18 protein-coding genes are annotated in these 15,234 nt (G+C 31.2%); 13 read left to right on the top strand and 5 right to left on the bottom strand.

Annotation, left to right across the window (positions count from 1 at the left end):
* Positions 1 to 54: 54 nt before the first annotated feature.
* The 3 genes from RSC72_RS07815 to RSC72_RS07805 form a co-directional block, all read right to left on the bottom strand.
* A complete protein-coding gene (locus RSC72_RS07815; protein ID WP_332545347.1) occupies positions 55 to 711 on the bottom strand; it encodes an SCO family protein in 657 nt (218 codons plus the stop codon).
* On the bottom strand, positions 704 to 1,000 hold the full coding sequence (locus RSC72_RS07810; protein WP_332545345.1) for a YHS domain-containing protein: 297 nt from the start codon (positions 998 to 1,000) through the stop codon (positions 704 to 706). The genes RSC72_RS07815 and RSC72_RS07810 overlap by 8 nt, the downstream gene beginning before the upstream one ends.
* 101 nt (positions 1,001 to 1,101) lie before the next feature.
* A complete protein-coding gene (locus RSC72_RS07805; protein WP_332545343.1) occupies positions 1,102 to 1,467 on the bottom strand; it encodes a hypothetical protein in 366 nt (121 codons plus the stop codon).
* 155 nt (positions 1,468 to 1,622) lie between these two features.
* On the opposite strand from RSC72_RS07805, the gene ppk2 (RSC72_RS07800) reads away from it, so the two are divergent.
* The 4 genes from ppk2 (RSC72_RS07800) (at position 1,623) to rplS (ending at position 4,599) form a co-directional block, all read left to right on the top strand.
* Entirely contained in the window at positions 1,623 to 2,474 is an 852-nt protein-coding gene (gene ppk2 / locus RSC72_RS07800) for a polyphosphate kinase 2 (RefSeq protein ID WP_332545341.1), read from the top strand.
* A 12-nt stretch (positions 2,475 to 2,486) separates the two neighbouring features.
* Complete coding sequence (gene ppk2, locus RSC72_RS07795; RefSeq protein WP_332545339.1) at positions 2,487 to 3,305, top strand: polyphosphate kinase 2; 819 nt, start codon at positions 2,487 to 2,489, stop codon at positions 3,303 to 3,305.
* A gap of 12 nt (positions 3,306 to 3,317) precedes the next feature.
* On the top strand, positions 3,318 to 4,124 hold the full coding sequence (ppk2, locus tag RSC72_RS07790) for a polyphosphate kinase 2 (RefSeq protein WP_332545337.1): 807 nt from the start codon (positions 3,318 to 3,320) through the stop codon (positions 4,122 to 4,124).
* 124 nt (positions 4,125 to 4,248) lie between these two features.
* Positions 4,249 to 4,599, top strand: a complete 351-nt coding sequence (rplS, locus tag RSC72_RS07785) for a 50S ribosomal protein L19 (RefSeq protein WP_092908369.1) — start codon at positions 4,249 to 4,251, stop codon at positions 4,597 to 4,599.
* A gap of 92 nt (positions 4,600 to 4,691) precedes the next feature.
* On the opposite strand, the gene RSC72_RS07780 is transcribed toward rplS, so the two are convergent.
* Together RSC72_RS07780 and RSC72_RS07775 are read right to left on the bottom strand one after the other, a co-directional pair.
* Positions 4,692 to 5,552 carry a cupin-like domain-containing protein gene (locus RSC72_RS07780; RefSeq protein ID WP_332545333.1) on the bottom strand — a complete coding sequence of 287 codons (861 nt, stop codon included), beginning with the start codon at positions 5,550 to 5,552 and terminating at the stop codon, positions 4,692 to 4,694.
* Positions 5,553 to 5,606: 54 nt separating this feature from the next.
* Positions 5,607 to 6,866, bottom strand: coding sequence for an NAD(P)/FAD-dependent oxidoreductase (locus RSC72_RS07775; RefSeq protein ID WP_332545363.1), 1,260 nt, complete (start codon positions 6,864 to 6,866; stop codon positions 5,607 to 5,609).
* 86 nt (positions 6,867 to 6,952) lie between these two features.
* Between RSC72_RS07775 and RSC72_RS07770 the strand changes: the two genes are divergently transcribed.
* From RSC72_RS07770 to RSC72_RS07730, 9 genes are read left to right on the top strand one after another with little or no spacing between them, the layout of a single operon-like run.
* Complete coding sequence (locus RSC72_RS07770) at positions 6,953 to 8,464, top strand: HAL/PAL/TAL family ammonia-lyase (protein ID WP_332566005.1); 1,512 nt, start codon at positions 6,953 to 6,955, stop codon at positions 8,462 to 8,464.
* 3 nt (positions 8,465 to 8,467) lie between these two features.
* Positions 8,468 to 9,580: a WG repeat-containing protein gene (locus RSC72_RS07765; RefSeq protein ID WP_332545327.1), complete on the top strand. Its 1,113-nt coding sequence runs from the start codon at positions 8,468 to 8,470 to the stop codon at positions 9,578 to 9,580.
* A 17-nt stretch (positions 9,581 to 9,597) separates the two neighbouring features.
* Positions 9,598 to 10,329 (top strand): 3-oxoacyl-ACP reductase FabG, encoded by a 732-nt coding sequence (fabG, locus tag RSC72_RS07760; RefSeq protein WP_332566002.1) that lies wholly within the window; start codon positions 9,598 to 9,600, stop codon positions 10,327 to 10,329.
* A 6-nt stretch (positions 10,330 to 10,335) separates the two neighbouring features.
* Positions 10,336 to 11,562, top strand: coding sequence for a beta-ketoacyl-[acyl-carrier-protein] synthase family protein (locus RSC72_RS07755; protein ID WP_332544681.1), 1,227 nt, complete (start codon positions 10,336 to 10,338; stop codon positions 11,560 to 11,562).
* A gap of 2 nt (positions 11,563 to 11,564) precedes the next feature.
* Positions 11,565 to 11,813, top strand: coding sequence for an acyl carrier protein (locus RSC72_RS07750; protein WP_332544679.1), 249 nt, complete (start codon positions 11,565 to 11,567; stop codon positions 11,811 to 11,813).
* 5 nt (positions 11,814 to 11,818) lie between these two features.
* Entirely contained in the window at positions 11,819 to 12,688 is an 870-nt protein-coding gene (locus tag RSC72_RS07745; protein ID WP_332544677.1) for an LpxL/LpxP family acyltransferase, read from the top strand.
* A gap of 50 nt (positions 12,689 to 12,738) precedes the next feature.
* On the top strand, positions 12,739 to 13,647 hold the full coding sequence (locus tag RSC72_RS07740; RefSeq protein WP_332544675.1) for a dialkylrecorsinol condensing enzyme DarA: 909 nt from the start codon (positions 12,739 to 12,741) through the stop codon (positions 13,645 to 13,647).
* 2 nt (positions 13,648 to 13,649) lie between these two features.
* A complete protein-coding gene (locus RSC72_RS07735) occupies positions 13,650 to 14,789 on the top strand; it encodes a beta-ketoacyl-ACP synthase III (protein WP_332544673.1) in 1,140 nt (379 codons plus the stop codon).
* A 1-nt stretch (position 14,790) separates the two neighbouring features.
* Positions 14,791 to 15,231 (top strand): hypothetical protein, encoded by a 441-nt coding sequence (locus RSC72_RS07730; protein ID WP_332544671.1) that lies wholly within the window; start codon positions 14,791 to 14,793, stop codon positions 15,229 to 15,231.
* The last annotated feature ends 3 nt before the right edge of the window (positions 15,232 to 15,234 follow it).

The raw sequence follows: 15,234 nt of genomic DNA, 5'->3' as shown, positions 1-15,234 counted from the left end.
AATTTTAAGAAATTAGAGATAAAAAAATCCAACTTAATAAGTTGGATTTTTTTGTTATTCAGCTAAAAGTTTTTGAATATCTTCTTTTAATAATTCAATTTCAGGATGATATTTTCCTCCCAAAGAAGGCTCTTTTCCTTCTGCGTCTTTATAATTTAATCCAGAATAAAATAGCATCGGAACACCCATTTTATCATATCTACTACGAATATTTCCTTGTTTATCTACCAAAGCCAATTTTCCGCTGTGGTTTAAACCTTCTGCAGTCGATTCATCTTTTCCAACATAAATATTAAACTGTTCACTCAATTTTTCAATCGATTCTCGATCAGAAGTTAAGAAGTGCCAATTCGGCGATTTTACACCAATCTGTTGTGCATGTTCTAATAATCGTGCAGGCGTATCACGTTTTGGATCAATTGTAACCGAAATAAAACCAAGGTTTTGATGATTAACTTGGTCTTCTATCCAACGTAAATTTTGATTCATAACAGGACAAATCGTAGGACAACTTGTAAAGAAAAATTCGACCACATAAACTTTTCCCAACATATCTCGATTCGTAATAGTTTGATTGTGTTGATTAATCATTTCAAATTCAGGAACTCTCATTACAGTGTATAACTCATCTTTTGGCTTGTTTTTTAACCAAAAAACAGTTCCTATAACACCCAAAATAATAACAACTATAGTAATTAATTGTTTATTCATGAATATATTTTTCTGGATTTTTTAAAAATTCATCTTTACACATTGACGAGCAAAAACCGTATGTTTTTCCTTTGTAAGTAGCAGTAGAACTCAAATGATCGGCAGTTTTCATTCCACAAATAGGATCAAGTTCGTTTACAACAGCAACATCCAATTTAGTTGCAGTTTTCATTTCTTCGTGAGAAACATGTTTTACTTCAAAATTCTCTTGTTTTGGTTGTTCTTTCGTGCAAGAAAAAAATGATACAGCTAAAGTTGATAGAACGATTATATTTTTTAAATTTTTCATTTTAAATGGATTATTATTGATTTTTTCATTAAAAAATCATGTAATTAATTGTTTTTTTGATTGCTTTTAATAATTTGATTCAACGATTTTGAATCAAAGAATCAAACAATCGGTGGATGAAAAACTTGTTGAGTTTCTTGTGTTGAAGTAATATCTTGATACAAATCAAAAATAGAATTTGTTTGCGTTGCTAAATAATTTTTTGGAGAAATAAATTGTTTTTGAGGAACAATCGCCTCTAAAACTTTTACCGTATTTTTAATAAAATTATTTTGAGATCTATTCTTTTCGGTTTTATTTACTTCGCTTTTCAAATAACAAAAACCATTACATAAAAGTTCTGGTTTTTCTTTATTCTCACATAATTCAGTTGTTATTTTGGTATAATTTATCGCATAATCTATCATTGGCATTAGCGGACGAAATGCAATGGAAAAAATAATGGTGATAAAAAATAAAATTCGCAAACTGAGTTAATTAAATCTGTACAAAATTAAGGAAACTTATGACTTCTTAATATGATATATTTTATGATTTAAGAAACTATTTTTTATCATTTTATTTAGAGATTTTTTTCTCAAATTTCTTATCTTCAAAAAAGATTTAGAATTAATCTATTATAATGAAAAAACTTAAAATTACAGACTTCACAAAAACGGAAGAATTATATAATTTTTTGCTCGAAAATCAAGATGAAAATCCTTTATATAAAAATGTTTTAAAGAAATATGAGTACGAAACCGAATTGCTAAAATTACAATCTCAATTGGTTAATTTGCAAAATTGGATTTCTACCGAAAATAAGAAAGTCGCTATTATTTTTGAAGGACGAGATGCTTCAGGAAAAGGTGGTACAATACGTCGTTTCAGAGAACATCTTAATCCACGATCTATGCGAGTTGTGGCATTAAATAAACCAACAGAAGTTGAACAAAATCAATGGTATTTTAATCGATATATCAAAGAATTACCAAATGCAGGAGAACTTGTTTTTTTTGATCGTAGTTGGTACAATCGGGCAGTTGTAGAGCCGGTTATGGGATTTTGTACAGAATTACAATACGAGCAGTTTATGGTTCAAGTTTCAGAATTTGAACACATGTTGTACGAGTCTGGAACTCACATTATCAAACTTTGGTTTTCTGTGACTAAAGAAGAACAACAAAATCGGTTTGATTCACGACTAAACAATCCTCTAAAACAATGGAAATATAGTCCTGTAGATGCAAAAGGGCAAGAACTTTGGGACGAATTTTCGTATTATATTAATCAGATGTTTACGCGTACGCACAATTCTTTTTCGCCATGGATTATTGTTAATGCAAACAATAAAAATGCTGCGCGATTAGAGACGATTCGTCATGTTTTATCATTATTTAATTATGATGGAAAATTTGAATCTGATGCAGATTTGATGGTTGATCCTAATATTATTCAGCGCTATTATCGCATGGTAAAAGAAATTAACCTTTAATTAAAACATGAAATGGATTTAAAACCGAAAGATTTAAAATTAATTGAAACCAAAAAAGGGTTAATTAGTCTTTTACAATCAGATCATAATCATTTAAATTTTGCAAAAGCATTACGTACAGTGAAATATGAAAAAAGAATTGAAGAATTACAAGAAGAGTTAATAAAACTACAAACATGGGTTTCCGAAACAAAACAAAAGGTTGTAATTGTTTTTGAAGGACGAGATGCAGCAGGAAAAGGAGGTGCAATCCGTAGAATTGTAGAACATCTAAATCCTCGTGAACACCGTATTGTTGCATTGCCTCAACCGAATGAGGCTGAACGTGGACAATGGTATTTTCAGCGTTATGTGAGAAAATTACCAAGAGAAGGTGAAATCGTATTTTTTGACCGTAGTTGGTACAATCGTGCCGTTTTGGAGCCAGTGAATAACTTTTGTACAGAGAAAGAGTACAATACTTTTATGGATGAAGTGAATGATATTGAAAGAATGTGGGTTAATTCTGGAATTTATCTCATAAAAATCTACTTTTCAATTACGAAAGAACAACAATCAAAACGTTTTGAGGATATTAGAAATTCACCAATCAAACGCTGGAAATATAGTAGTGTAGATCAAAAAGCGCAAGATTTATGGGATATTTATTCGGGGTATAAAGATGTAATGTTCGAAAAAACAAATACGCAACTCTCTCCTTGGAAAGTAATCGATGCAAATAAAAAGTACAAAGCAAGAGTAGAAGCGATGGAATATATTTTAAATAAAATTCCGTACGGTGTAAAAAATAAACGTATTTTGAAACATCAAAACTTAGAAGACGAAGCATAAAAACCTAATAATATGGCCGAATTTGATTTAAAAGATTTAGAAGCGATCAATAGTAAACAAGAAATAATTGATTTTTTGGTAGAACATGATATCATAAAAGAAAAAAAGTTTAGAGAACAATTAGCCTACGAAAAGGAATTGCAACAATTACAAGAAAATTTACTTGCGTTACAGTCTAATATAATTGATCAAAATAAACGTGTACTTATTATTTTTGAAGGGCGTGATGCTTCAGGAAAAGGAGGTACAATTTCTCGAGCTACAGAATATCTTAATCCTAAAAAATACCGTGTAGTTTCGTTACCAAAACCAAATGAATTACAACAAGGACAGTGGTATTTTCAGCGTTACTTTGAGGAATTACCAAATGCAGGAGAAATCGTTTTTTTTGATCGTAGTTGGTACAATCGTGCTGTTGTAGAGCCTGTTTTCGATTTCTGTACGAAAGAACAATATGATAAATTTTTGAAACAAGTAGTTGATGTTGAGAATTTATTGCAAGATGATGGAATTATTTTGATTAAAATATTTTTATCAATTTCTAAAAAAGAACAAGCCGAACGTTTACAAGATCGAAAAGATGATGAATTAAAAAATTGGAAACTGGGTTCATTAGATCAAAAAGCACAAGAACTTTGGGATAAATACACGGATTATATTACGACAATGTATGCGAAAACAGGAACAGAAAATTCACCGTGGATAGAGATTGTGACTGATGATAAAAAAACGGCACGTTTAGAAGCCTTAAAAATTATTATCAACGCTTTGTCAACTAAAAAGCACGAAACAGAAATGGTGAACATTTATCCGTCATAAATAATAGATAATTCTGATTATCATTTGGATAATCAATAAAAATGATTAATTTTGCACGCACATTGTTCAACCTCTGACGAAAGACGTTTAAGTTGCTCAGTACAAATAAATTGAAATTATTACAATGGAAAATTTAGTAAAATACGTACAAGAAAAATACGTAGCTAAAAAAGAGTTCCCAGCTTTTGCTGCTGGTGATACTATCACAGTTTATCAAGAAATTACAGAGGGTGGAAAAACTCGTGTTCAGTTCTTTAAAGGGGTTGTTATCCAAAGAAGAGGACAAGGAACTACAGAAACTTTCACAATCCGTAAAATGTCTGGTGATGTTGGTGTAGAGCGTATCTTCCCAGTTAACATGCCAGCTTTACAAAAAGTTGAAGTGAACAAGAAAGGTAAAGTTCGTAGAGCTCGTATCTTCTACTTCAGAGCGTTACGTGGTAAAAAAGCACGTATTAAAGACGCTTCTTACTAAAAAGAAATTATTTAGAAGAAATAAAAAATCCGTTCGAGTTATTCGAGCGGATTTTTTTATGATTTAAATTTTGATCTTATTTTTAACTATTTCTAAATTTTATAATAGTTATGACTTTGTTTGATTGCCCATTTTTCTTTGAATTTAATCCATTTTTCTTTGAATATTTTACGCATTAATTTATCTGTATAGCGCATAATAAAAACATGATAAACGGTATTAAGTACTTGTAAAAATTCATTTGGAAAAGCACGCAACGACATCGAAAATCCAGGCGCTAAATAGCTGTTGTAATGCCAATAACCACGTGGAATAAACAATGCATCGCCATGATTCATCACAAAATCAAAACCTTTTGCATGTTTCAGAGCAGGGAATTTTTCGTAATCAGGATTGTCGTAATCAATTTCATAAATAGTATGTACAGAAAGCGGAACTTTGTACAAGGCTTTTGATTGTTCTGGCGAAAAAAGCAAAATACGTTTATCGCCTTCGAACTGAAAATGAATAAAATCCGTCATATCCACATCATAATGCATCAAAACTTTCGCCTCACTACCACCAAAGAAGAGTGTTGGTAAACGTTCAAAGTATTTTAGACCAAGATCAGGAAATGTGAAGTTTTTTAATAATTCGGGAATTTTATCTTTTATAATAAAGAAGAAAATACGCAAATCACTCGGTTCTTTTTTTATCAAATCCACATATTCATTAAACTTCATGTGCGTAGCCGGTGTGTCCGAACTTTTGTTTGCATCAGCCGGTTTGCTATCGTATAATGGCACAGTTTGATCGCCAGCGACATCACTAATATAATCTAAATTCCACTTATCAAAATTTGTCCAATTTTTCGCGTAACCTTTTAGTAATAAAGGTTTTCTTTTTTTGAGATAATTTTTGATAAAATCTTCTTTCGAAATAGATTCAACTGTGTCGATCGCTTGAAATTGCATGCGTTTTTTGTATTGATTAACTCAAAAATAATTAAACTAAATGAATTTTAACTATTATTTTTCTGATGAATCTTCCATATCTTTTACCATATTAATCAAATACGCCATATTACGGATAACGCTATTGTGTTTTTTGACAAAAGGATTCTCTTTGTTCCAAACATATCCAGCCAAAACAGCACAAATTTTCTTTTTAACATTAGGATTTTCAGGTTGATGAAAGAATAATTCTTGTAAATTTCCCGTGTACCATTCTTTTACATAAGTTGTGAAAACATCAATTCCTGCTTTCATATAATCTTCATAATCTGTTTGCCAATCTACAACTTCGCCTTTTAATTCTTTTACAGCTAATTTAGCAGCTTTCAAGCCACTTTCTGTTGCAAAACAAACACCAGAAGAAAAAACAGGATCTAAAAATTCGGTACTATTTCCAGTTAAAACATAGCCATTTCCGAACATTTTTGTAACAGCTGCTGAATAATTTTTTAACCAAATTGGTTCAAATTCAAAAGGTAAATTACCAAAACGATTGATATAAAAATCTGACTTCTGAATAGCATTTTGTAATGCTTTCGCAGCATTTTCATTTGTCGTTAAACTATTGATGTAATCAGTTGGACCGACAATTCCGACACTTGTTTTTCCGTTAGAAAAAGGAATTACCCACAACCAAACTTCAGTTTCTATAATATCAAAAGAAATTTGTGTTCCTTCGCGACCTTCAGGACGGCGAATATCGTCAATATGCGTAAAAATTGCTGAATGAGGATTTAGTTTTGATGGACTATCAATTTGTAATAATCGCGGTAAAACTCGTCCATAACCACTTGCGTCAATTAAGAATTTAGATTCAATTTTATACATTTCTCCATTCTCTTTTTTGACTGTTGTAATTGAGTTTTTTCCTTCAAATTGTACATCAATTACTTCTTCATTGTAACGTAAATCGGCACCTTTATCTACTATTGCATTAGCTAAAGTTAAATCGAAATCTGCACGAGGAACTTGCCAAGTCCAATCTTTACCATCGCCAAATTTTTGACTAAAATCGAAAATACATATTTGATTACCTCTTATAAATCTTGCACCAGGTTTTACCTCAAAATTTTGTTGTTCTAAATAAGGCAACAAACCAGCTTCTTCAAAATGATCCATAGAGCGAGGAATCAAACTTTCGCCAACAACAATTCTCGGAAATTGAGTTTTTTCTAACACAATTACGTTGATATTTTGTTGTCTCAAATATGCTGCCGCAACCGAACCAGAAGGTCCAGCTCCGATGATTAAAACATCAGTATTTTCAATCATAATTTTTTATATTCATTTTATAATTATTTTTGTGCAAATTTGAAGTACCAAATAAACCGAATAATTAAAAGTTACACGTGATAAATAATATGACAAAATTAACAATAGAAGTTATAGAAAACATACTTTTTTGTGATAAAAAAATAAGTTTAGACGATTCAACTCTAAGTCGTGTAAATGAAAGTTATCTTTTTTTAGAAGAATTCTCTAAAAATAAAATAATTTATGGTGTAAATACGGGGTTTGGACCAATGGCACAATATCGTATTGATGACGAAAATAAAATACAATTACAGTATAATTTAATCCGTAGTCATTGTACTGGAATTGGAGAACCGTTGACATTAGAGCAAACAAAATCTGCAATTATTGCCCGATTAAATACGTTGTCATTAGGTTTTTCAGGAATTCATCCGTCAGTTTTAGTTTTGATGCAGGAATTGGTCAATCGAAATATTTTGCCTGTTATCTATCAACACGGTAGTGTTGGCGCAAGTGGAGATTTGGTTCAGTTGGCGCATTTAGCTTTAACATTGATAGGAGAAGGAGAGGTTTTTTATAAAGGAGAAATAAAATCTACAAAACAAGTTTTTGAGTTAGAAAATATTCAGCCAATTAATATTTATATACGAGAAGGTTTGTCAATAATGAACGGAACTTCTGTAATGACGGGTATTGGCGTAGTTAATTTGATTAAAGTAAATCAGTTGATTAATATTTCTGTAACCTTAAGTTCGTTGATGAATGAGATTGTAGAATCTTTTGACGATCATTATTCAAAACCATTGAATGAAGCAAAACAACATTACGGACAACGTTATGTTGCAGAAAAAATGACCGAGTTTTTGAGTGACAGTAAGTTGGTGAAAAAACGTGCAGATGAAATGTATCAAGAACGAACTGAAAAGATTTTTGAAGAAAAAGTACAAGAATATTATTCGCTGCGTTGTGTTCCTCAAATTTTAGGTCCAATTTACGATACATGGAAATCGGCAAAAGAAGTGTTAGAAAACGAATTAAATTCTGCAAGTGATAATCCAATTATTGATGTTAAAAATCAAACTGTTCATCATGGTGGTAATTTTCATGGCGATTATGTTTCGTTGGAATTAGATAAATTAAAATTAGCGGTTACACGTCTGTCAATGCTAAGTGAGCGTCAATTAAATTATTTGGTCAATCCAAAAATTAACAATCGTTTACCAGCTTTTGTTAACTTAGGCACACTTGGTTTTAACTTTGGTTTGCAAGCGGCTCAATTTACGGCAACGTCTACAACTGCTGAAAACCAGACGCTTTCTACGTCGATGTACGTGCATAGTATTCCCAACAATAACGATAATCAGGATATTGTAAGTATGGGAACTAATGCAGCGACAATTTGCGCAAAAGTGATTGATAATACATTTGAGGTTTTGACAGTGCAAAGTTTGGCTGTAACACAGGCAATTGAGTTTTTGGCAATACAAGATAAGCTTTCGTCTAAAGGGAAAAAATTTTATGAATTGATTCGTAAAATTGTTCCAGTTTTTAAAGAAGACGAAGTAATTTATCCTTACCTTAAAGAAATTAAAGAAAATTTATTAAAATATAAAGATTAATAGATGAAGAAATTTTTTATAGTATTAAGTATATTTTTTTCGCTAAATAGTGTATTTGGTCAGAAATTAGCTTTGGTTAAAACTGATGGAAAATTTGGATTTTTGAATGAGTCTGGTCAATTTACAATTCAACCTCAATATAAAGAAGCGAAAGAATTTTCCGAAGGTTATGCGGCTGCAAAGCAAGGTAATCTTTGGGGATTTATTGATAAAAATAACAACTGGATTATCGAGCCTCAATTTACCAATGCAAAATATTTCAATTCTGGAATTGCAATGGTTGAGAAAAATAAAAAATGGACTTACATTAATACAAAAGGTGAAGAATTAAATTATCCAACAACAGATAAAGTATACGATTTTTATAACGGAGTCGCTTTTACTCGTAAAGGAGATTTGGTTGGATTGATTAACACCGAAGGTAATATTGTCATAGAGCCTACTTATGAAGTTATTCGCCCTTTTGATGGAGATTTTGCTAAAGTTGCGCTCAATAAAAAATGGGGAATAATAGACAATAAAGGTAATGTTGTTGTAAATCTTGAATATGACGAAATCGGAAATTTTAGTCAAAATTTTGTTTGGGCTAAAAAAGGTTCAGAATTCGGAATTGTGACAGATAATCAATTCAAACCAATTGTTGGTGTTGATAAAATATCAGATTTTGGAACAAATAATTTATCAATTGCCAGAAAAAATAATAAACTTGGATTTATTAATAAAAATGGAGAATGGATTATAGAACCAAATTATTCTAATGCAAAAGATTTTTCGAATGGATTAGCTCCAGTCGAAAAAAATGGAAAATGGGGATATATTGACGAATCTGGAGAAATTAAAATTCCTACAAAATACAATGATGCCGAACTTTTTAGTGATAATGGTTTAGCGCCAGTAAAGCAAAATGGAAAATGGGGATTTGTAAATAAACAAGGAGAATTGGTAATTCCTACAGAGTATGATATTTCGGTAAGTTTTGGATTTATGCAAAAGGACAAAGGATTTAACGGAAATATTGCACGCGTAAAAAAACAAGGAAAATGGAGTTTTATCGACAACCAAGGCAAAGTAATTGCTGATAAATGGTTTGATAATGCCGAACTTTTTAACGATTAAAAATAGAGAGAAATAGCATGAAATGTGCAATAATAACAGGTGGTTCACGTGGTATCGGAAAAGCAATTTGTCTAAAATTGGCTGAAGAACATCAATATCATCTTTTAATAAATTATCATTCAAACGAAGTCGCAGCTTTAGAAACTCTTCAGGAAGTTAATGCTTTAGGCGGAACAGGAGAAATTCTGAAATTTGATGTAGCGAATACAGAGGAAGTGAAAAAAGTTTTGACTGATTGGACGGATAATAATAAAGAAGCAATTGTAGAAATTGTTGTAAATAATGCAGGTATTACAAACGATAATTTATTTATGTGGATGACACAAAATGATTGGTCGAGTGTTATTAATACAAGTTTAAACGGTTTTTACAATGTAACTCAGTTTTTTATAAATCAATTATTACGAAATAGATATGGTCGTATTGTAAATATTGTATCTGTTTCTGGATTGAAAGGAACGCCAGGACAAACCAACTATTCGGCAGCAAAAGCAGGAATTATTGGGGCAACAAAAGCATTGGCACAAGAAATTGCAAAACGTAATGTTACCGTAAATGCAGTTGCACCTGGATTTATAGAAACTGAAATGACAGATAATTTAGATCAAAAAGAATTGGTAAAATTAATACCAACTAATCGATTTGGGAAAGCAGAAGAAGTTGCAGATTTGGTAAGCTTTTTGGTATCTAAAAAATCAAGTTATATTACAGGAGAAGTAATTAATATTAATGGAGGAATTTATTCTTAATTTAAAATGAATCAAAGAGTTGTAATTACAGGAATGGGAATTTATTCTTGTTTAGGAACATCGTTAGAAGAAGTAACCGAATCGTTGAGACAAGGAAAATCAGGAATTATTTTTGATGAAGAAAGAAAAGAATTTGGCTTCAAATCTGCTTTAACAGGTACAGTTCCGCAAGCCGATTTAAAACCGTATTTAAGTCGTCGTCAAAGAATTACAATTGGCGAAGAAACAGAATATGCTTATTTGGCAACAAAAGAAGCAATGAAAAATGCTGGGCTTACAGAAGATTTTTTTAAAACAAACGAAGTCGGAATTATTTATGGAAATGATAGTGTTTCTAAAGCGATTATAGAAGCAATAGATGTTGTACGAGATAAAAAAGACACAGAATTAATCGGTTCTGGAGCAATTTTCAAATCAATGAATTCTACTGTAACGATGAATCTTTCGACTATTTTTGAATTAACGGGTATCAATATGACCATTAGTGCTGCTTGTGCAAGTGGTTCGCATTCTATTGGTTTAGGATTTATGATGATTCAGAATGGTATGCAGGATATGATTATTTGCGGAGGCGCACAAGAAATCAATAAATATGCAATGGCAAGTTTTGATGGTTTGGGTGTTTTTTCTGATCACGAAGAAAATCCAACAAAAGCATGTCGTCCATTTGACAAAAATCGAGACGGTTTGGTTCCAAGTGGTGGTGGAGCAACGTTGATTTTAGAAAGTTATGAATCTGCTGTAAACCGTGGTGCGACTATAATTGCAGAAATTTTAGGGTATGGTTTTTCATCCAATGGTGGGCATATTTCTACTCCAAACGTAGAAGGTCCAGCAAAAGCAATGGAAAGAGCGTTGAAACAAGCCAATATTTCGGCAGATGAGGTACAATATATCAATGCACACGCAACTTCTACACCTGTAGGCGATGCAAACGAGGCAAAAGCAATCGATCAAGTTTTTGGTAAAACAAAACCTTATGTAAGTTCTACAAAATCTATGACAGGGCATGAATGCTGGATGGCTGGAGCAAGTGAGATAGTTTATTCTAATTTGATGATGATGAATAACTTCATTGCACCTAATATTAATTTTGAAGAAGCTGATGAGGATTCTGCTAAATTAAATATTGTTAAAGAAACCTTAAATAAAGAATTTGACGTATATTTGTCGAATTCATTTGGGTTTGGAGGTACAAACTCTGCCTTGGTAATTAAAAAATTTAATCATTAAAAATGGTGAAAAGTAAAATCGCAGAAAAATTAAATAATATCTTAATCGACGAATTTGAAGTTGATCCTTCTGTTATTTCAGAGGAAAAAAATGTAAAAGAATCTTTGGATTTGGATAGTTTAGATTATGTTGATTTAGTCGTAGTTATAGAAGCTAATTTTGGTGTGAAATTAGTAAAAGAAGATTTTCAAAACATTATAACTTTTGAAGATTTTTACACAATTGTAGAACAAAAGTTAGACGATAAATAACAAATATGAAACAATGGGATGGACGTTCTAAAGGAACGGTCCTGGGCTATAAAATATTTGTTTACGTAATGAAAAAGCTCGGAATAAAAGCTGCTTATGTAGTTTTATATTTTGTAGCTTTTTATTATTTTATGACGGCTCGTAGTAGCAATAAATCGATAAAATATTATTTTAAAAATCGATTAAAATTTTCAACTTTCTATTCTATTTTAGCAACATACAAAAGCTATTTTATTTTTGGACAAACACTTATTGATAAAGTAGCAATTAACGCTGGTTTGCGTAGCAAATACACGTATGAATTTGATGGAATAGATTTATTGAAAGATTTATTAAATCAAAAACAAGGTGGAATTTTAATCAGCGCACATGTAGGAAATTTTGAAGTTGCCGAACATTTTTTTGCAGACATAGATTTCGATTGTCAAATCAATTTGGTGACGACAGATATGGAAAGAAGTGTAATCAAAGAATATTTGGAGAGTATTTCGATGAAACCTTCTATCAAGTTTATTTTGATTAAAGAAGATTTATCCCATATTTTTGAAATCAATAATGCATTAAGCCAAAACGAATTAATTTGCTTTACAGGCGACCGTTATTTTGAAGGAAATAAAACGATGCAAGCAGAATTATTAGGAAAAGAAGCCGATTTTCCTGCTGGGCCATTTGCTATTGCCTCACGCCTCAAAGTCCCTGTGGCTTTTGTTTATGTGATGAAAGAAAAGAATTTACACTACCATTTATACGCTCGTCAAGCGGTTTTTAAACATCGTGATGCAAATGCATTGTTGAAGGAATATTGCAACAATTTAGAAATAATTGTAAAAAAATATCCGTACCAATGGTTTAATTATTTCGATTTTTGGAAGTAAATTGACACAAAATATGAATTACCAACTAGCTATAAAACTTAAATTAATCAATGAACAATGTACTTGTTGTTTACTATACCCAGTCAGGTCAGTTAAAAGAAATTGTTGATAAAACGACTTTAGCACTTTTGCAAAGTCAAGATATTCAGATTTCTACATATAAAATAGAAATGGAAGAAGAATTTCCTTTTCCATGGGATTTTTATTCCTTTTTTGATGCTTTTCCAGATAGTTTTCTTCAAAATCCGAAGAAAATTAAACCAATTCCTGAAGATATTCTTAATAAAAAATACGATTTAATCTTATTGTATTATCAAGTTTGGTTTTTATCGCCATCAATTCCGATTAATTCATTTCTAAAAAATGAACAAGCCAAACAATTATTAGAGAATTCTAAAGTTATTACAATTAGCGGAACGCGAAATATGTGGTTTTTGGCACAAGAAAAAGTGAAACAATTATTGAAAAATAATCAAGCCAAACTTGTTGGTAATATAGCTTTAGTTGATCATACAACAAATTTGATAAGCGCTCTTACAATTGTAAACTGGATGTTTTCGGGAGTTAAAAAACGAATGTTCAATTTGTTGCCTTTGCCAGGAATTAGTCAAAAAACGATAGAAGATAGTAGTAGATTTGGAGAAATTATTCTATCTTCAATTCAAAATAATAATTACACAGATTTACAACAAAATCTTGTCGATAATGGAGCTGTTCGGGTAAGACCTTTTCTGGTTTCGGTGGATACAAAAGGAAACCGAATGTTTAGAATTTGGTCAAAATTAATTCATCCAAAACAAGGAGAGCAACGACGTAAGTTTTTAAAGTTTTTTTATTATTATTTGATTTTTGCTATTTGGTTTTTATCGCCAATAGTAAATTTGTTATATATTGTATTTTACCCGTTTAATTATTTTAAATATAAAAAACAGGTCAAATATTACCAAGGAATAGAATAATTATGCAGAATGTTTATATAACGAGAGCTTCTAAGTTTTTGCCAAATCAACCTGTTGATAACGACGAAATGGAAGATTTTTTAGGAATTATTAATCAAATTCCTTCAAAAGCGAGAAGAATAGTTTTAAGAAATAACGGAATTAAAACGCGTTTTTATGCGCTTAATAAAGCAGGAATTGTAACACACAGCAATGCTGAATTAACAAAAAATGCGATTCTAAATTTATTGAATAACGATTTTACTACCAATCAAATCGAGGTTTTGTCATGTGGAACTTCCACACCAGATTTGTTGTTGCCATCACACGCAGCAATGGTTCATGGTTTGTTGCAAAATAATAATTCGGTCGAGTTAAATTCGTCATCTGGCGTATGTAATTCCGGAATGAATGCGTTAAAATATGGATACCTTTCTGTAAAGTCAGGTAATTCTAAAAATGCAGTTTGTACAGGATCAGAACGTGTTTCGACTTGGATGAAAGCAGAAAAATTTGAGAATGAAATCGAAAATTTAAAAGATCTTGAAGAACAACCAATCATCGCATTTCGTAAAGATTTTTTGCGTTGGATGTTGTCAGATGGAGCCGCAGCTTTTTTATTACAAGATTCGCCAAATGAAGATCAACTTTCTCTGAAAATAGAATGGATGGAATCGTATTCGTACGCACATCAATTGGAGACGTGTATGTATGCGGGTGGAGATAAATTAGAGAATGGAGAAATGAAACCTTGGAGCGATTATTCTTCTGCAGAATGGTTAAAACAATCTGTATTTTCATTAAAACAAGATGTAAAAATCTTGAATGATAATATTTTGATAAAAGGTGTAGAAAGTATGAAATCTGCAATGGATAAACATCAACTTTCATCAGATCAAATTGATTATCTTTTGCCACATGTTTCTTCAAATTTCTTTGTACAAGGCTTGTTCGACGAATTTAGTAAAAAAGGAATTCATGTTCCGTTGGAAAAATGGTTTATGAATTTGTCTAAAGTTGGAAATGTAGGTTCAGCCTCAATATTTTTGATGGTCGAAGAACTTTTCAATCAAGGAAATTTAAAAAAAGGCGACAGAATTATGCTTTGTGTTCCCGAAAGTGGACGCTTTTCGTATTCGTACGCGTACTTAACAGTTGTTTAAAATGAATAACATACAATTACCAATTATTGATTACGATTTTATCAAAAAATTAATTCCACAACGCGAACCAATTATTATGGTTGATGCTATTTTTGAATACGAAGAAAATAGAATTGTTGGCGGTTTATCGATAAAAAAAGAATCGATTTTTGTTCAAAATAATGAATTTAAAGAACCTGGAATTTTAGAGCACATGGCGCAAACTGTGGCTTTGTATACAGGTTATCAATATTACATCAATCAAAAGGAAGCGCCGACAGGTTACATTGGTTCGATGAAAACAATTGAGATTTTTCGACTACCAAAAGTTGGCGAAAAATTACGTACAAAAGTGGATATTTTGCATGAAGTAATGGGCGTAACATTGGTTCATATTGAGGCAAAAATAGAAGATGAGGTAATTGCGAAAGGAGAAATGAAAACGGTTATTGCAGAAACATAATAT

The organism is Algoriella sp. (genome assembly GCF_036647415.1).
Lineage (GTDB): Bacteria > Bacteroidota > Bacteroidia > Flavobacteriales > Weeksellaceae > Empedobacter.
The sequence above is the reverse complement of the archived record's forward strand: the minus strand, read 5'-3'. Positions and strand labels throughout refer to the sequence as shown.